Here is an 18,123-nt window from a genome sequence, read left to right on the forward strand (position 1 = left end):
AACCTTGCAGAGAACTCAATTGCGCGACGATTTTACAAATAATCAAGTCGCAAGTCTGGTGTGCATTTATCTTACAAAGACAGAGCACTACCAACTCGACCATTTCATTGGGCAGTACATACAATCGCGTAATCTGCTTTCAATTCCCGATATCAAACAGGTGCTGGGTTCAATCCTCGAACGCTATCCAGGCAAAGCCCCGGTCATGGTTAATGAGTTGAACGCGTGGATCGACAGGAACCTGGGTTATCGGGCTACTCATCCCGACTTTTCGCAGTTGCTGGAATAAGCTCGAAGCCCCCGCTCGATGCGCAATGCTGTTCACTTAGGCATGGGGGTTGAATAGGGATTGGAAGGGGGGGCATATCCATTGCTGCGGTAACGGCCACTTAGGGTTTCGCCCTTACGGCGACTCACTTTTTCAAACGCCAAAAAGTAAGCAAAAGGCTTTGCCCCACCACTCGGTGCCTCGCTAGGGCTCGGCATGCCCTCTCTCCGGCATTGCTCCGTGGGTCGCCGCGATGGGCCATCCATGGCCCAGCGCGGCTAAACCGGCGTCCTGCCGGTTTCCCCACTGCGCAATGCCTGCGTTCGGCCAGCGTGGTTAACGGGGCACCCAGATCAAAAACAAAAGCGAGGCGGCCTGACAGCCGACCTGACTTTTGCAGATACCCTAATCCCCTGTAGGAGCCAGCGGTGCGGCGATCCGACTTGCCGGCGAACCAGACGCTGCGGTGTATCTGTTGTACCGCATTATCGTTCTTCGCCGGCAAGCCTGGCTCCTACAGGGGGGAACGCGTACGGCTCCCGATCAGGTCGGCTTTAAGGCCGCCTCGCTTTTGCGTTTGATCTTGATCTGGCTTTTTATTTTCTTGCCCCATCGAGAGGCCGAGTGGAGGTTCTGCGCAGTGGGTAAACCGGCAGGACGCCGGTTTAGCCGCGCTGGGCCAGGGATGGCCCAGCGCGGCGGGCCCACGGAGCAGGACCGGAGCGAGGGTATGCCGAGCATTAGCGAGGCACCGAACGCCAGGGGCAAGAGCCCTTGGTTACTTGGGGCTCTTCCAAGTGACTCGCCGTAAGGGCGAAACCCTAAGTGGCCGTTACCGCAGCAACGGATATACACCCAATCCAAATATGTCACTCAGAACTTGCGGTCAGGCTCCGACAACTCTCTGCTGTCGTCATGCTTCCACGTCTGCTCCGAATGTTTTTGCTCTTCGATTTCTTCTTCCGTCGGTTCATCCTCATCTTCTTCGAGATCCAGCGGCTTTTGCTCTGTTGCCATGGGTTCACCTCTCTTCCTGAAGGGATCGGTCATCAACTTTAAGCGTAGAACAATTTCCCCTGCCCGGCTCACAGCCACCAACGCAGCAAAAAGAAAAAGCCCATGCTCAACAGCATGCTGAGCAAGGTATTGCGGGTGTACAGCACCAGCCCAACGGCCACCAGCGAACTGATCAGGTAGGGATTGTCCCATTGCAGGTTCAGCTGCTTGTCCGGCATGAACACGATCGGTCCGCAGATCGCCGTCAACATGCCCGGCACGGCAAATCCGAGGAACTGCCGGGCATTGCTGCTCAAGCGCAGCGGCAGGCGCGGTTCCAGGAATACATAGCGGTTGAGAAACACCAGGACGCCCATGCCGATAATCACTGCCCAGACCATCATGTGCGCGCTCCCTGGAATTTGTTGCAGATAAACCCGGCGGTCATGCCGGCAAGTCCCGACAGCACCAGGGCCGAGCCCCATTGCCAGTAGCTGAACAGCACCGAGCAGAACAGCGAGACCGCGACACAGACCACCGTCGGCACATTGCGCACCACCGGGGTGATCAGGGCGATGAAGGTGGCGGCGATGGAGAAGTCCAGCCCCAGGTGTTCCAGGCCCGGAATGCTACTGCCCAGCACGATGCCCGCCAGGGTGAAGAGGTTCCAGGCCACGTAGAACGTCAGGCCGACACCCAGGGCGTACCAGCGATCGAACTGTTGCTTGTCGTGCTGGCTGGTCAGGGCGAACAGTTCATCGGTGAGCAAAAAGCCCAGCCCCGCTCGCCAGCGACCCGGCAACGGCGAGATCACCGAACGCATGCTCATCCCGTAGAGCAGATGCTGGGAGGTCAGCAACAAGGTGGTCAGCAGGATCGAAAAAATCCCGGCCCCGCCCTTGAGCATGCCGATGGCCACCAGCTGCGCGGCGCCGGCAAACACGATGCTCGACAAGCCCTGGCCTTGCAGGGGCGTGAGGTTGGCTTCGATGGCCATGGAACCCGCCAGCAGGCCCCAGGGTGCCGTCGCCAGGGATAACGGCATGATCGCCACGGCGCCACGCAAGAATGCGCTGCGCGGCAAGAGTGAATTGGACATAACGCTCTGCAACCAGGGAAAGACCTGAGACTGTGCCAGCAGTCGCGGTCGATGGCTTGAACAATCTTGCGCACTTGGGCCGCTCACAGGCTGGCGGCGCATTTTCCTGATATTCGTGATTGACAAACAACGCGCCGGCTTTTAAAACTGGGCGTCTCATTCAGGGTGTAACCAAAGATGTCCGCAACCTTCAATCTCGACGCTTGTGTCATTGGCTTGACTGCCAAGGCCCAAGGTTGCGTTGCGCACGCCCTCAAATCGAAGAAACAGTCGCTCATGTGATCGGGGCGCGCTGTCCCGTCAGATGAGCTGACAGGACATTGAGCGCGACGGACCACCCTCCCCTTGCTTACTTCCTTCTACGCTTCTGACGGTGACGAAATCGGTCAACCATCAGGAGAAAGTGCATGTCATCGTTTCAAGGTATCTGGGTTCCCCTCGTCACGCCGTTCCACAATGGCGCTATCGATTTCGTCGGGTTGCGCCGGCTGGTCAGCCATCTGCTGGAACAAGGCGTCGACGGCCTGATTGTCTGTGGCACCACCGGCGAACCGGCGGCCATGGGCAAACAAGAACAGCTGGCGGTGCTGGATGCGGTGCTGGAGCAAGTGCCGGCCCGGCAGGTCGTCATGGGCCTGGCCGGCAACAACCTGATCGAGCTGCTGCACTTTCAGCAGGAAATCCTCAAGCGCCCGGTGGCCGGCCTGCTGGTGCCGCCGCCGTATTACATCCGGCCGTCCCAGGCCGGGCTGGAAGCGTTTTTCCAAACGGTGGCCAACGCGTCCAGTGTGCCGCTGATCCTGTACGACATCCCCTACCGCACCGGCGTGACCTTCGACCAGGCAACCCTGCTGAACATCGTCGCCCATGAGCGGATCGTCGCGATCAAGGACTGTGGCGGCAACCTGGGTAACACCCTGGCATTGCTGGCCAGCGGCAAGGTCGATGTGCTGTGCGGTGAAGACAACCAGATTTTCAATGCCCTGTGCCTGGGCGCCAAAGGCGCGATTGCCGCGTCGGCCCATGTCCACCCGCAACGTTTCGTGGCGCTGTACCGGCAGATTCGCGATAACCAGCTGGCGGCCGGCCGGGCAACCTTCTTCCAGCTACTGCCGCTGATCCAGAGCCTGTTCATCGAACCCAACCCGGCGCCGGTGAAAACCGCGCTGGCCCTGCAAGGCTTGATCACTGATGAACTGCGCGCACCGATGCAACGCAGCAGCGATGCCATGGTGGGACGTTTAAAGGCGGTGCTCGGCGCACTGGACAGCGACAATCGATAGAGCGCCAGGCACCCGCCCGAGTACCATGGGGCGATTCGACTGACGCGATCGGAGGTCGACATGCTCTACCGAATCGCCGCCGATGGGCTGGTGCTGTTTCACCTGGCGTTCATTGTGTTCGTCGTGTTCGGCGGACTGCTGGTGCTCAAATGGCCACGCCTGATCCTGTGGCACCTGCCCGCCGCCATCTGGGGCGTGGCGGTGGAGCTGTTCCACCTGCCTTGCCCGCTGACGCACTGGGAAAACCTGATGCGCCAGGGGGCGGGGCAAACCGGTTACGGCGGTGGCTTTATCGAACATTACGTGTGGCCGATCATCTACCCGGCCGGGCTGACACCGGCCATTCAACTGGGGCTGGGCAGCGCGGTACTGCTAGTGAATGTACTGGTCTATCTTCGATTGTTCTGGCACAGGAAACGGCGGCGTCTATCGTAACCGTCAAACACGAGGGTGCGGCCCATGCTGTCGACTGAAGACCTGACGCTGCTGCAAGCGATCCGCGAGACCGGCAGTCTGTCGCGGGCCGCGGCCTACCTCGGCAAGGCGCCCTCTACGGTGTCTTACGCCGCGCGGCAACTTGAAGAACGCTTCGATGCCTTGCTGTTCGATCGTCGGCGCTACCGCCTGCAACTCACCCCGGCCGGTGAATTGCTGGTCAACGAAGCGGCGCGACTGATGCAGGACGTCTCGCGCCTGACCCAACGGGTGCAGCAAGTGGCCAATGGCTGGGAAAGTCGCCTGTGGATCGTCACCGACGAACTGCTGGAATTCGAAACCCTGATCCCGGTGATCCACGAGTTCGATGCGCTGGGTTCCGGCGTACCGCTGCGCATCACCCAGGAAGTGCTCCGGGGTGTCTGGGAGGCCCTGCGTGAAGGCCGCGCGGACCTGATCATCGGCGCCACCAACGAGCCACCGGCCATCGCGTCCCTGCGCTGGATGCAATTGGGGGAAATGCAGTGGGTGTTCGCCGTCTCGCCCAGGCATCCGCTGGCCAAGGCCCCCGAACCGATCACCCGCGCCATGGTGGCGCAGCACCGCGCGATTGTCGTGGCGGACTCCTCCCGGGCCAGCGAAGGCAGTACCTACGGTGTCTCCGGTGGCCAATCGGTGCTGGCGGTGCCGACCATGCGCGCGAAAATCCTCGCCCAGTGCGACGGCCTCGGCGTGGGCTGGCTGCCCAGGCATCGGGTCGCCTCGTTACTGGACAATGGCACGCTGGTGGAAAAACAGATGGCCGACCCCCGCGAGCCGAACATCCTGTATGCCGGCTGGCGCGGCGATCACGACGGGCGGGCGTTGGGCTGGTGGCTGGAGAAGCTCAAGCAACCCTACCTCTGCACCCGGCTGGTACAGGGCAGCGACCGGTTTGCCTGAGCCTCAGTTGGCAATCACGCTCATATTGCGCCCGCTGGCCTTGGCCACGTACAGCGCCTTGTCGGCCGCCCCGATCAGCTCGCTGGTCTGGGCCTTCGACGCCGGATCATAACCGCACACACCCACGCTGACCGTCACCTTGCCATCAGGGCTTTCAGTGTGTGGCAGGCTGGCAGCCTGGACCGCATGGCGGATTTTTTCCGCCAGCAGGAATGCCCCGACGTAGTCAGTCCCCGGCAGCACCACGGCAAACTCCTCGCCGCCAAAGCGCGCAGCCAGATCCCCAGGACGCCTGATGTGGTCGGTGATGAGCGCCGCGATCTTGCGCAGGCACTCATCGCCGGCCAGATGGCCGTAGCGATCGTTGAACGGCTTGAAGTGGTCGACATCGATCATCAGCAGGGCCAGGCCCGTCGAGTTGTGCCGGGCGCGGCCCATTTCCGCCTGGATGAACAGGTCGAACTGGCGCCGGTTGGCCAGGCCCGTGAGCGCATCTTCCAGGGCCAGCAACTCAAGGTTGCGATTGAGCTCGAGCAGCCGTTCCTGAGTGCCAAGCAACTCGCCCTGGATGCGGTCCTGCTTCTTCATCAACTTGATCAGGCGATAGCCGAGTACCCCCAGCACCCCGAGCAGCAGCGCGACGATCCCCGCACTGAGCAAGGACTCCTGGCGCCAGCCCGCCAGCACCTCGTCCTTGTTGAGTGCGGCAAAGACGATCAGCGGATAACCCTCGACCCGGCGATAGCCCACGACCCGCTCCACGCCATCCAGGATGGACCGCACGGTAGCCGTGCCCGAACTGGCCTGTGGCAGGAGCTTGGTGAACAACGGACTCTTGGCCAGGCTGGTGCCGATGTCGGCCTCGTGAAACGGCCGGCGCACGATAATGCTGGCATCGTCGGCGATCAGGTTGATCACGCCGTTGCGGCCCATATCGATGCCATCGTACAGCTGCAGGAAATGGCTGAGGTAGAGGGTGGCCAGCGCCACGCCGGCGAAACGGCCGTCGGGGTGGTTGATCCGGCGCGACACCGTCATGATCCATTCACCGCTGGAGCGGCTCTTGATCGAAGGGCCGATGTGCGGTCCGCGGTCGGGATGATCGCGGTGATAGATGAAGTATTCGCGGTCGGAATTGTTGGCAACCCCCACCTCGGCACCGTTGGAGTTGGCGATCCATTTGCCGGTTTCGTCATAGACGAACAGCCCGTGGACCTGGCTCAGCTCACCGCGCTGGGCGCCGAGCAGGCGTTGCAGGCGATTGAGCCGGCCCGGCTCGATACCCTCGTTCTCCAGGCGGTCGACCAGGGTGAACAGCAGCGTGTCGGCTTGTTTTATCGCCGCCTGGGCCTGCGAGGCCAGGGTCTGCGCAAGGTTGGACATGGCCACTTCCTTGTCATGCAGATGGTACTGGCGCGAGCTCCAGGTTTCCCAGATCACGATCACCGCCATCGACAGGCAGACGGCAATCAAGAGGGTCACGGCAGAGCGGGTCTTGAGCCGGGCGATACCCTGCCGGTGTTGTTCCACAGGGTCGTGAATGGACGGCTGCCCCATGACGTTCGCTCCTTGAATCGAATGAAAAGGCCCTTGCTGCTCCATGGGTCTAGCGTGCTGCCTGCTTCAGCGCGTCCAGCCAGGCCGGGTCCAGTCGCGTCTGTCGAATGTCGATGCCCAGCGCCTGCATCCGCGCCTGATGTTGCTCCATTTCCCGGTGCAATTGCGCATCATCGCTGGAGTTACCGTCCAGTTGGTGCATCTGGCTCAATCCCAGGTGATAGAAGCGCAACAGCTTCATGGCGTTGGGATCCCCCGCTTCCACGCCCGCCTTGAGGTGGTGCATGACGTTGGTGATGCTCATCAGGCTGCGCTTGAGTTGCCAGCTGTAGACCGCCGGCGCCATCCATTCCTGGTGCCAGAACAGCTTGCGCATCAACGCGGCCATGACCAGGACGGCGGCAAACACCCCGCCGATATTAAAGCGTAGATTGTCCCCTCCCGGCTCGCCGAACAACGTCACCGCCGCGGTGGACAGGGCCATCGCCAGCGCGAGGAAGATCAGCGCGATCATCAACGTGCTGCGCCGCGTCCGTTGCCGATAGTCGTCGGCGTTCATCGGCTGGATTTCGAACATGACGTCGGGATTCCTTGGCTTCAATGGCAAAAAAAGGGTCTCAGGGTAAAAAGACCGCGGGCCATTATCGCCTCTGCGACGGATTTAGCTATGCTGGGGCTCCTTTTCATCTATACATCATCAAAAGGAGGACATGGCGACACCGCGCAGTTCGTGCCATCTTCTTTCATGGATACTCTCTATTCGGATGCCATTCGTTGTTTGCGCGTGAATGACATCGTTTTAAGGATCATTGAATGACCCAACGACAAGTAATCAATGCATCGGTCAGCCCGAAAGGCAGCCTGGAAACACTCTCCCAACGGGAAGTCCAGCAACTGAGCGAAGCCGGATCCGGCAGTACCTACGACATCTTCCGCCAGTGCGCCCTGGCCATCCTCAACACCGGCGCCCACGTCGATAACGCCAAGACCATCCTCGAAGCCTACAAGGACTTCGAAATCCGCATCCACCAGCAAGACCGCGGCGTACGCCTGGAACTGCTGAACGCACCGGCCGACGCCTTCGTCGACGGCGAAATGATTGCCAGCACCCGTGAAATGCTGTTCAGCGCCCTGCGCGACATCGTCTACACCGAAAACGAACTCGACAGCCAACGCATCGACCTGAGCACCTCCCAGGGTATCAGCGACTATGTCTTCCACCTGCTGCGCAACGCCCGCACCCTGCGCCCCGGCGTCGAGCCGAAGATCGTGGTGTGCTGGGGCGGTCACTCGATCAATACCGAAGAATACAAATACACCAAGAAAGTCGGTCACGAACTAGGCCTGCGCAGCCTGGACGTGTGCACCGGTTGCGGCCCCGGCGTGATGAAAGGCCCGATGAAAGGCGCCACTATCGCCCATGCCAAACAGCGCATCCACGGCGGTCGCTACCTGGGCCTGACCGAGCCCGGGATCATCGCCGCCGAGGCGCCGAACCCGATCGTCAACGAACTGGTGATCCTGCCGGACATCGAGAAGCGCCTGGAAGCTTTTGTCCGCGTCGGCCACGGCATCATCATCTTCCCGGGTGGCGCCGGTACCGCCGAAGAGTTCCTGTACCTGCTCGGCATCCTGATGCACCCGGACAACGCAGGCCTGCCCTTCCCGGTCGTCCTCACCGGCCCGAAACATGCCGCGCCTTACCTTGAGCAACTGGACGCGTTCGTCGGCGCTACCCTCGGCGCAGACGCCAAGAAGCACTACGAGATCATCATCGACGACCCGGCTGAAGTCGCCCGACACATGACCCAGGGCCTCAAGGCGGTCAAGCAGTTCCGTCGCGAGCGCAACGACGCCTTCCATTTCAACTGGCTGCTGAAGATCGACGAAGGCTTCCAGCGCCCGTTCGACCCGACCCACGAAAACATGGCCAACCTCAAGCTGAGCCGCGACCTGCCACCCCACGAACTGGCCGCCAACCTGCGCCGTGCGTTCTCCGGCATCGTCGCCGGCAACGTCAAGGACAAGGGCATCCGCCTGATCGAAAAACACGGGCCGTACCAGATCCGTGGCGATGCGGCCGTCATGCAACCGCTGGATCAACTGCTCAAGGCCTTCGTCGCCCAGCACCGGATGAAACTGCCGGGTGGCGCAGCTTATGTGCCGTGTTATCAAGTGGTTGCGTAATCTCGTTAATGTAAATTGTTAGCCGCGAGCCGAAGCCAATGCTTCGGCTTGCTGCTTTCTGGGAGAGGTGAATCAGATCGCACTAGCGGCGCCTCTAACAACGTTGAACCATGCCGCGTCAAAGCCTGTGGGGGATTGTTGTATGAGTACATATCCATTGCTGCGGTAACGGCGGCTTATGGTTTCGCCCTTACGGCGAGTCCCTTTTTCAAACGCCAAAAAGGAACCAAAAGGCATGCCCCACCACTCGGTGCCTCGCTAGGGCTCGGCATGCCCTCTTTCCGGCCATCGTGGTTAACGGGGCACCCAGATCAAAAGCCAAAGCGAGGCGGCCTGAAAGCCGACCTGATTTTGCGGGTGTACCCCCCCGTAGGAGCCAGGCTTGCCGGCGAAGAACGATAACGCGGTAGAACAGGCACACCGCAGCGCCTGGTTCGCCGGCAAGCCTGGCTCCAAGGGGAACGCGTTCGGCTCCCGATCAGGTCGGCTGTCAGGCCGCCTCGCTTTGGCTGTTGATTTGGCTTTTGATTTTCTTGCCCCATCGAGAGGCCGAGTGGAGGTTCTGCGCAGTGGGTAAACCGGCATGGATGCCGGTTTAGCCGCGCTGGGCCAAGGATGGCCCATCGCGGCGGGCCCACGGAGCAGGACCGGAGCGAGGGTACCCCGAGCCTCAGCGAGGGGCCGAACGCCAGGGGCAAGAGCCCTTGGTTACTTGGGGCTTTTCCAAGTGACTCGCTGTAAAAGCGAAACCATAAGTGGCCGTTACCGCAGGAACGGATATGTACACCTGAAAGACAATCATCGTCTGTCAGGCCGCATTCGCCGGCAAGCCTGGCTCCTACAGTGGATCGATCGAGTACTTCCGCCGGCGACCGGTCGCCTGTGAGACCGTCTTCGCTGGCAAGCCAGCGCCTACAAAATGTATCGTTGCACAAAAGAGGATCGACCAATGGACCACGTCAACCACATCCTGATCGTCGACGATGATCGCGAAATCCGCGAACTGGTCGGCAACTACCTGAAGAAAAACGGCCTGCGCACCACAGTGGTCGCCGACGGCCGGCACATGCGCAGCTTCCTCGAAGCCAACCAGGTCGACCTGATCGTGCTCGACATCATGTTGCCCGGCGACGACGGCCTGGTCCTGTGCCGCGAACTGCGTGCAGGCAAGCACAAAGCCACGCCGATCCTGATGCTCACCGCCCGCAACGACGAAACCGACCGTATCCTCGGCCTGGAAATGGGCGCCGACGACTACCTGACCAAACCCTTCGCCGCCCGCGAACTGCTGGCGCGGATCAACGCCGTATTGCGCCGCACCCGCATGCTGCCACCCAACCTGCTGATCAGCGAAAGCGGGCGGATGCTCGGTTTCGGCCGCTGGCGCCTGGACACCACTGCCCGTCACCTGCTGGACCAGGACGGTACCCTGGTGGCCCTCAGTGGCGCCGAATACCGCCTGCTGCGGGTGTTCCTCGATCACCCGCAACGGGTGCTCAGTCGCGACCAGTTGCTCAACCTGACCCAGGGCCGTGACGCCGACCTGTTCGACCGCTCGATCGATTTGCTGGTCAGCCGCCTGCGCCAACGGCTCAAGGACGACTCACGGGAATCGACCTACATCAAGACCGTGCGCAGCGAGGGCTACGTGTTCTCCTACCCGGTGGAAATGCTCGACGCACAGGCCTGAATGGCACGCGCCCGCCTACGAAGATCGACACGCTCGATAACGACTATGCGCAAGGGTGTTTTTTCATCGCGATGCTCCAGCACTACAGTGGCCACATCTTCTCCCCACGCTCTGGAGCAACATCATGAAAAGCCTCATCGGTCTCGGCTTCGCCCTTTCGGTTCTTGGCGCCACCAGCGCCATCGCCGCCCCTCACGCCACTGCGCCAGTTGTTGCAGCGGCAAAAGTCAGCCAACCGGCCACACTGAACGTGAACACCGTCAGCGCGGACCAGAAAGACAAACTCTACGTCGCGGAAAACCGTCCTGAGTTTGGCTCCAAATATCAGCGCTATTGATCAACGGCCTTGGGCTGCCTGAAACAAGAAACCCCGCCAGTGCGGGGTTTCTTCATTTGTGCGACGCTCAGGCTGTTGCCAGGCGCGCGGCCAACGCCTTGGCCTGACTGGCCACGTCCGTCACGGCGGTGCTTTCCCACCACATCCCGCGCAACGGTGGGCCCATGGCAAACAGGCGGCTGGCAGCCTGGCCGTCGGCATCCAGCACCGCACCGTCGACCTCGGCCGCAATCCCCAGCGCCAGGTGTCCCGGGCGGATCAGCCCCCGCGCCAGCAATTGCCGGGGCAACGGTCGCGCCACCCGCCGCCAGTCGTATTCGATACCGCTGGAGTTGATCAATGCCGCGCCACTGACGACAACCGTTTGCGTTTCACCTCGCCGGCGGATACGAATCCTCACTTCATTGCCCGAAGCAGGCTCCAGCCCTTTGAACGACGCCGCCTGAATGCGCAACCGCCCTTCCCCGTGCAGGCGTGCCACCAGTTCGGCGCTCAACGGCGGTGAGCGGTGATGATGACTTTCCCACCACGGCCGTACATGGCGCACGAACTGTCGGCGCTGTACGTCGCTGGCCTGATTCCACAAGCGCCCGATGTGCGCCCGTACCGTGTCCAGCGGTGCCTGCCAGTCAATGCCTTGGGCGATGGCGTTGCGGCAATGCCGGCGCAATTCACGCACCAGCTGGCGTGGCGTGCGAATGCTCTGATCCTCGGCCAAAAAATCCACCCAGGCCGGGGGTTGGCGCCGCACATGGGGCAGCAGGCCGTGCCGGGAAAACACTTCGATCGGCCCGCGATGCCCGGCCTGTTCCAGCGACACCACGGCATCGACCATGGTCAGCCCCGAGCCGATGATCAACACCGTCGACTGCGGATCGAGCTGACGCATCGCCGCCACGTCCCACGGGTCAAGCGCCGCCGCGTTCAAGCCGCTGGATTCGGTCTGCGGCGTGCGCGCGGCCGGGAACATCCCCGTGGCGAGCACGGCAAAAGCACCCTGCAGTCGCTGGCCGTCGCTCAAGCTCAAACGCACCGACTGCGCATCGGTTTGCAGGTCAACCACCTCGGCTTGTATATGCTCGACCGTTGAGCCGTTCAACGCCCCCACGGCTTGCGCCTCGGCCAGGCGCTGCTGCACGTACAGGCCGAAAATCCCCCGGGGCGGGAACAGCTCGCTGATCGGTACATGCTGCTCATCCGACTCCGGCCAGCCGCCGGCCGCGATGTAGTCGGTCAGCCATTGGGTGAGGTCATCGGCGTTGTCCGGATCGACACTCATGCGCGCCGCGTTGCCGTTGAGCGTATGCCCCAGCTCCACGGCGCTGTAGGCCTCGCCACGCCCCAGCTCGGCGCGCGGTTCGATCACCAGCACCTGGCGCTTGCCCGGCAGGCGCAACAGTTGCGCCGCCAGCATCGCGCCGCTGAGGCCGCCGCCGATGATCAGGATGTCCGCGTGACGGATGACGTCGGTCGCCTGTCCGTTTTGGGTTTCACTCATGCCGTTCTCACTGCTCAGTGTTTACCTAGATAGAAGTCATGCAGATCGCCCCGGGCCAGCAACGCGCTGGCGCTGCCGGACAACACCACACGGCCGGTGTCGAGGACGTAGGCCGTGGAAGCGTACTTGAGCGCCACATTAATATTTTGCTCGGCAATCAGGAAGCTCACCTGTGCCTCGCGGTTGAGCTGGGCGACGATCTCGAAAATTTCCTGGACGATAATAGGCGCCAAACCCATGGAAGGTTCATCGAGCAGTACCAAAGTAGGACGCGTCATCAACGCGCGGCCGATGGCGACCATCTGCTGCTCGCCTCCGGAGGTGAGCCCGGCCTGGGTTTTGCGCTTGGTTTTCAGGCGCGGGAACCAGGCATAGATGCGTTCCAGGTCCCGGGCCATGTCCTGGCGGCTCAAACCGCGGACGAAACCGCCACTGCGCAGGTTGTCTTCCACCGTCAGTTGCGCAAAGACGTGCCGGCCCTCCAGTACGTGAACCATCCCCTGGCGCACCCGCAGGCTCGGATCGACCCCTGCGGTATCGCGCCCCAGGAACTCGATGCTGCCGCGGCTGACCTCGGCCCGTTCGGCCCGCACCAGCCCGGAAATCGCCTTGAGCGTGGTGCTTTTTCCCGCGCCGTTGGCCCCGAGCAACGCGACGATGCCGCCCTTGGGCACCGTCAGCGACACGCCGGCCACGGCCAGGATCGCGCCGTCGTAGATCACTTCGATGTCATTGACCCGCAACAGATCGCTCGCGGCAATGTCACTGGCGGCTTGGCTCATGGCTTATTCATCTCCGGTGCAGGTGCGCGGCGTCAGGCCTTTTTCCTTGGCGAACGCGGCGGATTTCTCGTCGATCAACGGCCGCAACAATGCACGGTCGGCGGCGATCCAGTCGCTGATCAGCGTCCAGTTGGCGCCGTCCCACTGCTGCACCCGCGCCGAACCGCCGCCCTCGTGATCCTTGCAGGACAGCTTGAGGTTCTGCATCAGGCCGAAGTAGCCCATGTCCTTGAGCCGCGCATCGTCGATGTTCAAATGCTCCAGGCCCCAGCGTCCTTCCTCACCGTTGAGCGGGCGCTTGCCGAATTTGCCCTGGGCGGTGCGAATCGCTTCCACCGCCACGGCGGCATTCACCAGCCCGGAGTTGTAATAGACGCTGCCGAAATTCTTCAGGTCCTTGAGGTCGCTCTTGCCCTTGTCGAGGATGTATTGCTTGAGGCGCTTGTGGATCTCGAAATCACTGCCGGCCGGGTACGGCGTCAGCGCCAGATAGCCCTTGGCGGCTATACCTGCGGGCAATACGTCTTCGCTGGAACTGGCCCAAATGTCGCCGACGATGTGGTCCACCGGGAAGCCAAAGCGCGCCGCAGTCTTGACCGCCACCGGGGTCGACACACCCCACGTACGCAGGAACACCCAGTCCGGGTTCAGCTGGCGGATTTGACGCCATTGCGCCGATTGCTCGTTGCCCGGATCGGCCACCGGAATCTGGATGTTCTCGAAGCCGTACTTCTCGGCCAGCAGCTTCAGGGGACCCAGGGTTTCGCGGCCGTACGCCGAGTCGTGGTAGACCGTGGCGATCTTCTTGCCCTTGAGTTTGTCGAAGCCGCCTTCACGCTGAGCGATGTAGTTGATCAGGCTGGAGGCCTCGCTGTAGAAGGTCAGCATCACCGGGAAGTTGTACGGAAACACCGTGCCGTCGGTGGCTTCGGTGCGGCCGTAGCCGAGGGTGATCAGCGGGATCTTGTCGACTTCCGCGCGTTCGCTCAGCGCATAGGCCGCGGGTGCGCCGTTGGGTGAATAGATCGCCACCGGCGCACCATCCAGGCCTTTCTTGAAGCGCTCGTAGCACTCGATGCCCTTCTCCGCCGTCCACTCGGTTTCGCATTCCTGCCAGACCAGTTTCACCCCGTTGATCCCGCCCTCCACCTCGTTGATGTAGTTCAGGTAGTCGAGCATGCCGGCCCAGACTTGCACGCCGCTGGAGGCGTAGGCGCCGACCCGGTAAGTGGCCAGGGGGAAAAACTGCTGGTCCGCCGAGGCCTGGGCCAGCGGTACTGCGCTGCCGAAAACTGCCAGCGCCAACGCGGCGCCGAGCAGGGAACGTTTCAAGGATGCACGCATGTTGTCTCTCTGATAGGAGGAAGAATTCAGAAGCGCAGCGGCCAGTGGCCCAGCCGTTCACGAAGATTGCCCAGCAGGCGGATCAAGCCTTCCGGTTCCTTGATCAGGAACAGGATGATCAGCACGCCGAAGATGATTTTTTGCAGGTTTTGCAGCTGCCCGGCATCCACCGCGCCACCGAGCAGGGCTTGGCCTGCGTGGCTGAGCAGGATCGGCAACAGGCTGATGAACGCCGCGCCGACGAAGTTGCCGGCGATGCTGCCCATGCCGCCGATAATGATGATGAACAGGATCTGGAACGATCGATTGATATCGAAGCTGCTGGCACTGGCGGTACCCAGGTAGGCAAAGGCCCACAAGGCGCCGGCGATGCCCAGGTAGAACGAGCTGACGGCGAATGCCAGGTGCTTGTAGCGCGCCACGGGAATGCCGATCACGGCAGCGGCGGTGTCCATGTCGCGGATCGCCATCCAGTTGCGGCCGATCTGGCTTTTCACCAGGTTTACCGCGACCCAGGTCAACAGCAGCACGGTGATCAGGGTCAGCCAATAGCGGCCCAGCGGTGTGTTCAGGTCATGGCCGAACAGCGCCAGTTTTGGCGCGGTAATGGTCCCGGACGAGCCGTAGTTGTAGAACCAGGGGAATTTGACGAACAACCACTCCAGGAAAAACTGCGCCGCCAGGGTGGTGACCATCAGGTAAAAGCCCTTGATCCGCGAACTGGGCAGCCCGAAGACAAAGCCCACCACCGCGCTGATCAAGCCGCCGCCAAGCAACGCCACCGGCAGACCCAGTTCAGGCAAGCGCAACAGAAAGCCGTACGTGGCAAACGCCCCGACCGCCATGAACCCTGCCGCGCCGACCGAGGTCTGGCCGGTGTAGCCGGTGAGCAGGTTCAACCCGAGCCCGGCCAGGGACAGCACCAGGAACGGAATCAAAATGGCGTTCAGCCAATAGTCGTTACCGGTCAGTGGCACGACGACAAAGGCGATCAGCAACAAGCCGACCAGACCAAACGGTACGCGGCGCTGGAGCATTACCGCCGGTGCGGTTTCGCGGGTAAGGGAAATCGACATGGGTTCAGACTCGCTCGATGGCGCGCTCGCCGAACAGGCCGGCGGGACGGATGTAGAGGAAGGCAAGGGCCAGGACATAAGCGAACCACGGCGTGATGCCACCGCCGATCAGCGGGCCGATGTAGACCTCGGCGAGGTTCTCCGCCGCACCGACGATCAACCCGCCGACAATCGCCCCGCCAATCGAGGTGAAGCCGCCGATGATCAACACCGGCAACGCCTTGAGCACCACCAGCGACAGGGAAAACTGCACCCCTTGCCGCGCGCCCCAGAGCAACCCGGCCACCAGCCCGACCACCCCGGCCACGGCCCAGACGATCTGCCAGATGCGGTTGAGGTTGATGCCGATGGACAGCGCGGCGGTGGTGTCATCCGCCACCGCCCGCAACGAGATGCCGATGCGGGTCTTGTTGAACAGCAGTGCCAGCACCGTCACCAGCACGATGGCCGCAGCGGCGGCAATCAGGTCGAACTGGCTGACCATCATCGCGCCGATGAACAGCGGCACGTCGTCGATGCCCAGGTCCAGCGCCCGCACTTGCGAGCCCATCAGGCCTTGCGCCAGGCCTTCGATGATGAAGGACAGGCCGAGGGTGGCCATGAACAGGGTGATCTGCGAGCGATTGACCAATGGCCGCAGCACCAGCCGTTCGATCAGCAGCGCGCCGATGATCATCACCAGCACCGTCAGCAGCAGCGCCAGTGCAAACGGCACCCCCTGGTCGTGCAGGCTGACGAAGGTCAGCGCGGCAAACAGCAGCATCGCGCCCTGGGCGAAATTGAATACACCGCTGGCCTTGTAGATCAGCACGAAGCCGATGGCGACCAGCGAATACATGGTCCCGGCGAGCAAGCCGCCGAGCAGGGTTTCGAAGAAAAACGTCATCAGTGCACCACTCCCAGATACGCCGCGATTACCTCGGGGTTGGCCTGCACCTGGGCAGGCGTGCCGTCGCCGACCTTGCGTCCGTAATCGAGCACCACCACATGGTCGGACAGGCCCATCACCACGCTCATGTCATGCTCGATCAACACCACCGTGGTGCCGAGGTCGCGGTTGATGTGGGTGATGAACCGGGCCATTTCCTGTTTTTCCTCGGCATTCATCCCGGCCATCGGCTCATCGAGCAGCAACAGGCTCGGGCCGGCGATCAGGGCGCGGCCCAGTTCGACGCGCTTTTGCAGGCCATAGGAGAGATTGCCCACCGGCACATCGCGCTGGGCTTGCAGCTCGAGGAATTCGAGAATGCCCTGGGCCTGCTGGCGAAAGGCTTGTGCTTCACGCCGGGCACGGGGAAAACCCAGTGCCTGTTCGATGAAGCTGCTGCGCAGGTGCCGCGACAGGCCGGTGAGCAGGTTGTCGATCACGCTCATTTTCTTGAACAGCGCGTTGTTCTGGAACGTGCGGCCAATGCCCCGGCGCGCGGCGCTCAAGGGATCGATGCGTTTGAAGGACTGTTGCTCGAACACGATCGCACCTGCATCGAAGCGGTACACGCCGTTGAGCACATTGAGCAACGAACTCTTGCCTGCGCCGTTGGGGCCGATCAACGCGCAGATCTCGCCACGGCGCACCTCGAACGACAGTTCATTGATCGCCTTGACGCCTTTGAAGGACAGGGAAATATCGCTGACTTGCAGGATGGAATCGGTCGAGGTCATGCGATGTTCCGTTTGAATTCGGTGAGCCAGGCAGGAGTGGGTTGTGCTTGCGCTGTGCGCGTGGCTTGCCAGATGAAGTGCAGGTTGTGAAAGCCCAGCAGGCGGCGAACGCGATTCTTGATCAGGCGTTGCAGGGGCTTTTGCGGTTGGGCGATGGCCCAGTCACACAGGCGGCGGCGCCAGGTGCCCGGTGACGCGAGGCGGCTTTCGATTTCCGTGGCAAGCAGTTGCAGGCGCTCGGCGGAAAGCAGCAGGCCCGAAGGCGCCACTTCGCGGCGATCACGACTGGCGCTGCCAGGGCTTTCCGGGAAGGCCAGGGTTTGCCCGCCACCGAGCCATTGTTCGAACAACACCGTCAGGCCATCGCGCCACTGGGTGCCCTCTTCACTCCACAACTGTTCGCCGGACAGCCCCAGGCGCAAGCGTTGCGGATGCTCTGTCGGGCCCAGCAGTTCGGCGAAGTCGAGCAGCGACTGGCCTTGGTCCTGCCACAGTTGCCGTGCCTGCCGGCCCTGCACAAAGGCGTGGGTAGGACCGCTGCGCCACAGGGCGTGGTGCAAGGCGGGAGCATCGAGGTTGTCGGCGATGGCCAGCAGCTCCCCGCCGATCTGTTGCGCGGCCAGGGCCAGCAGCAACAGGTTCGGTTCGAAGGCGCCACTGACGGCCAGGCGCGACGTTTCGCTGAAACCCTGCTGGCGCAAGCCATCGGCCAGGCGCTCGACATCGCGCAACACATCGATCCAGCGCCAGGCAAACCATTGCCCGTGACGCTTGTGGCGCAATGCCGGCTGCAATGGGCTGACTTGCGCCCAATGGCGCAACTGCTCCAGCGCCTTGGGCGCGCTGACCAGCCATTCCCTGGTATCCGCAATCGGCGGACGCTTGAGTTCGTGCACGCTCATGGGTTGACCTCCTGTTCATGGGCAACTGGCGACATTGATGTTGGATGTGCCGGCCTCATCGCGAG

At 62.2% G+C, this 18,123-nt stretch carries 19 protein-coding genes; 7 read left to right on the forward strand and 12 right to left on the reverse strand.

All coding sequences use genetic code 11. The features are described from left to right. Positions 1-19 precede the first annotated feature (19 nt). Positions 20-289, forward strand: a complete 270-nt coding sequence (locus OH720_RS20360; protein WP_272602659.1) for a hypothetical protein — start codon at positions 20-22, stop codon at positions 287-289. A gap of 852 nt (positions 290-1,141) precedes the next feature. On the opposite strand, the gene OH720_RS20365 is transcribed toward OH720_RS20360, so the two are convergent. The 3 genes from OH720_RS20365 to OH720_RS20375 all read right to left on the reverse strand — a co-directional run bounded on the left by OH720_RS20365 (position 1,142) and on the right by OH720_RS20375 (position 2,363). Then, positions 1,142-1,285, reverse strand: a complete 144-nt coding sequence (locus OH720_RS20365) for a hypothetical protein (protein WP_272602660.1) — start codon at positions 1,283-1,285, stop codon at positions 1,142-1,144. Positions 1,286-1,353: 68 nt separating this feature from the next. Next, positions 1,354-1,665 carry an AzlD domain-containing protein gene (locus tag OH720_RS20370; RefSeq protein WP_010455066.1) on the reverse strand — a complete coding sequence of 104 codons (312 nt, stop codon included), beginning with the start codon at positions 1,663-1,665 and terminating at the stop codon, positions 1,354-1,356. After that, positions 1,665-2,363: an AzlC family ABC transporter permease gene (locus OH720_RS20375; RefSeq protein ID WP_008063853.1), complete on the reverse strand. Its 699-nt coding sequence runs from the start codon at positions 2,361-2,363 to the stop codon at positions 1,665-1,667. Before OH720_RS20375 ends, OH720_RS20370 begins: the two co-directional genes overlap by 1 nt. 407 nt (positions 2,364-2,770) lie before the next feature. Here OH720_RS20375 and dapA point away from each other — a divergent pair, with 407 nt between their 5' ends. Genes dapA through OH720_RS20390 form a run of 3 tightly spaced genes read left to right on the forward strand, consistent with a single transcriptional unit; the run spans position 2,771 to position 5,023 of the window. Then, positions 2,771-3,646 carry a 4-hydroxy-tetrahydrodipicolinate synthase gene (gene dapA, locus OH720_RS20380; RefSeq protein ID WP_272602661.1) on the forward strand — a complete coding sequence of 292 codons (876 nt, stop codon included), beginning with the start codon at positions 2,771-2,773 and terminating at the stop codon, positions 3,644-3,646. A gap of 60 nt (positions 3,647-3,706) precedes the next feature. Continuing rightward, the gene (locus tag OH720_RS20385) at positions 3,707-4,081 is read left to right on the forward strand and encodes a DUF2784 domain-containing protein (protein ID WP_272602662.1); all 375 of its coding nucleotides are present in this window, start codon (positions 3,707-3,709) and stop codon (positions 4,079-4,081) included. Positions 4,082-4,105: 24 nt separating this feature from the next. Then, on the forward strand, positions 4,106-5,023 hold the full coding sequence (locus OH720_RS20390) for a LysR family transcriptional regulator (protein WP_272602663.1): 918 nt from the start codon (positions 4,106-4,108) through the stop codon (positions 5,021-5,023). 3 nt (positions 5,024-5,026) lie between these two features. On the opposite strand, the gene OH720_RS20395 is transcribed toward OH720_RS20390, so the two are convergent. Further along, positions 5,027-6,580, reverse strand: a complete 1,554-nt coding sequence (locus OH720_RS20395; RefSeq protein WP_272602664.1) for a sensor domain-containing diguanylate cyclase — start codon at positions 6,578-6,580, stop codon at positions 5,027-5,029. Positions 6,581-6,629: 49 nt separating this feature from the next. After that, positions 6,630-7,157: a DUF3087 domain-containing protein gene (locus tag OH720_RS20400; protein WP_272602665.1), complete on the reverse strand. Its 528-nt coding sequence runs from the start codon at positions 7,155-7,157 to the stop codon at positions 6,630-6,632. A gap of 236 nt (positions 7,158-7,393) precedes the next feature. On the opposite strand from OH720_RS20400, the gene ppnN reads away from it, so the two are divergent. From ppnN to OH720_RS20415, 3 genes are all read left to right on the forward strand, one after another. Next, positions 7,394-8,767 (forward strand): nucleotide 5'-monophosphate nucleosidase PpnN, encoded by a 1,374-nt coding sequence (ppnN, locus tag OH720_RS20405; protein WP_008063842.1) that lies wholly within the window; start codon positions 7,394-7,396, stop codon positions 8,765-8,767. Positions 8,768-9,716: 949 nt separating this feature from the next. Next, positions 9,717-10,457 carry a response regulator gene (locus OH720_RS20410; RefSeq protein ID WP_272602666.1) on the forward strand — a complete coding sequence of 247 codons (741 nt, stop codon included), beginning with the start codon at positions 9,717-9,719 and terminating at the stop codon, positions 10,455-10,457. A gap of 124 nt (positions 10,458-10,581) precedes the next feature. Continuing rightward, entirely contained in the window at positions 10,582-10,794 is a 213-nt protein-coding gene (locus tag OH720_RS20415) for a hypothetical protein (RefSeq protein ID WP_008063340.1), read from the forward strand. A gap of 67 nt (positions 10,795-10,861) precedes the next feature. Here OH720_RS20415 and OH720_RS20420 read toward each other — a convergent pair whose 3' ends face one another. Genes OH720_RS20420 through OH720_RS20450 form a run of 7 tightly spaced genes read right to left on the reverse strand, consistent with a single transcriptional unit; the run spans position 10,862 to position 18,058 of the window. Further along, on the reverse strand, positions 10,862-12,292 hold the full coding sequence (locus OH720_RS20420; protein ID WP_272602667.1) for an FAD/NAD(P)-binding protein: 1,431 nt from the start codon (positions 12,290-12,292) through the stop codon (positions 10,862-10,864). Between the two features lie 14 nt (positions 12,293-12,306). Next, on the reverse strand, positions 12,307-13,074 hold the full coding sequence (locus OH720_RS20425) for an ABC transporter ATP-binding protein (RefSeq protein WP_272602668.1): 768 nt from the start codon (positions 13,072-13,074) through the stop codon (positions 12,307-12,309). Between the two features lie 3 nt (positions 13,075-13,077). Then, complete coding sequence (locus tag OH720_RS20430) at positions 13,078-14,418, reverse strand: ABC transporter substrate-binding protein (RefSeq protein WP_272602669.1); 1,341 nt, start codon at positions 14,416-14,418, stop codon at positions 13,078-13,080. Between the two features lie 26 nt (positions 14,419-14,444). After that, positions 14,445-15,494: a branched-chain amino acid ABC transporter permease gene (locus OH720_RS20435; protein ID WP_272602670.1), complete on the reverse strand. Its 1,050-nt coding sequence runs from the start codon at positions 15,492-15,494 to the stop codon at positions 14,445-14,447. 4 nt (positions 15,495-15,498) lie between these two features. After that, complete coding sequence (locus OH720_RS20440; protein WP_272602671.1) at positions 15,499-16,380, reverse strand: branched-chain amino acid ABC transporter permease; 882 nt, start codon at positions 16,378-16,380, stop codon at positions 15,499-15,501. Further along, positions 16,380-17,156 carry an ABC transporter ATP-binding protein gene (locus tag OH720_RS20445; protein ID WP_272602672.1) on the reverse strand — a complete coding sequence of 259 codons (777 nt, stop codon included), beginning with the start codon at positions 17,154-17,156 and terminating at the stop codon, positions 16,380-16,382. Before OH720_RS20445 ends, OH720_RS20440 begins: the two co-directional genes overlap by 1 nt. Next, a complete protein-coding gene (locus OH720_RS20450) occupies positions 17,153-18,058 on the reverse strand; it encodes an AMP-binding protein (protein WP_272602673.1) in 906 nt (301 codons plus the stop codon). Before OH720_RS20450 ends, OH720_RS20445 begins: the two co-directional genes overlap by 4 nt. Positions 18,059-18,123: the final 65 nt, after the last annotated feature.

The organism is Pseudomonas sp. WJP1, from assembly GCF_028471945.1.
Taxonomy (GTDB): domain Bacteria; phylum Pseudomonadota; class Gammaproteobacteria; order Pseudomonadales; family Pseudomonadaceae; genus Aquipseudomonas.

Coding starts and splice junctions, on each gene's coding strand:
- OH720_RS20365 (WP_272602660.1), bottom strand. CDS start 1,285: ATGGCAACAGAGCAAAAGCCGCTGGATCTCGAAGAAGATGAGGATGAA.
- OH720_RS20370 (WP_010455066.1), bottom strand. CDS start 1,665: ATGGTCTGGGCAGTGATTATCGGCATGGGCGTCCTGGTGTTTCTCAAC.
- OH720_RS20375 (WP_008063853.1), bottom strand. CDS start 2,363: ATGTCCAATTCACTCTTGCCGCGCAGCGCATTCTTGCGTGGCGCCGTG.
- dapA (WP_272602661.1), top strand. CDS start 2,771: ATGTCATCGTTTCAAGGTATCTGGGTTCCCCTCGTCACGCCGTTCCAC.
- OH720_RS20385 (WP_272602662.1), top strand. CDS start 3,707: ATGCTCTACCGAATCGCCGCCGATGGGCTGGTGCTGTTTCACCTGGCG.
- OH720_RS20390 (WP_272602663.1), top strand. CDS start 4,106: ATGCTGTCGACTGAAGACCTGACGCTGCTGCAAGCGATCCGCGAGACC.
- OH720_RS20395 (WP_272602664.1), bottom strand. CDS start 6,580: ATGGGGCAGCCGTCCATTCACGACCCTGTGGAACAACACCGGCAGGGT.
- OH720_RS20400 (WP_272602665.1), bottom strand. CDS start 7,157: ATGTTCGAAATCCAGCCGATGAACGCCGACGACTATCGGCAACGGACG.
- ppnN (WP_008063842.1), top strand. CDS start 7,394: ATGACCCAACGACAAGTAATCAATGCATCGGTCAGCCCGAAAGGCAGC.
- OH720_RS20410 (WP_272602666.1), top strand. CDS start 9,717: ATGGACCACGTCAACCACATCCTGATCGTCGACGATGATCGCGAAATC.
- OH720_RS20415 (WP_008063340.1), top strand. CDS start 10,582: ATGAAAAGCCTCATCGGTCTCGGCTTCGCCCTTTCGGTTCTTGGCGCC.
- OH720_RS20420 (WP_272602667.1), bottom strand. CDS start 12,292: ATGAGTGAAACCCAAAACGGACAGGCGACCGACGTCATCCGTCACGCG.
- OH720_RS20425 (WP_272602668.1), bottom strand. CDS start 13,074: ATGAGCCAAGCCGCCAGTGACATTGCCGCGAGCGATCTGTTGCGGGTC.
- OH720_RS20430 (WP_272602669.1), bottom strand. CDS start 14,418: ATGCGTGCATCCTTGAAACGTTCCCTGCTCGGCGCCGCGTTGGCGCTG.
- OH720_RS20435 (WP_272602670.1), bottom strand. CDS start 15,494: ATGTCGATTTCCCTTACCCGCGAAACCGCACCGGCGGTAATGCTCCAG.
- OH720_RS20440 (WP_272602671.1), bottom strand. CDS start 16,380: ATGACGTTTTTCTTCGAAACCCTGCTCGGCGGCTTGCTCGCCGGGACC.
- OH720_RS20445 (WP_272602672.1), bottom strand. CDS start 17,156: ATGACCTCGACCGATTCCATCCTGCAAGTCAGCGATATTTCCCTGTCC.
- OH720_RS20450 (WP_272602673.1), bottom strand. CDS start 18,058: ATGAGCGTGCACGAACTCAAGCGTCCGCCGATTGCGGATACCAGGGAA.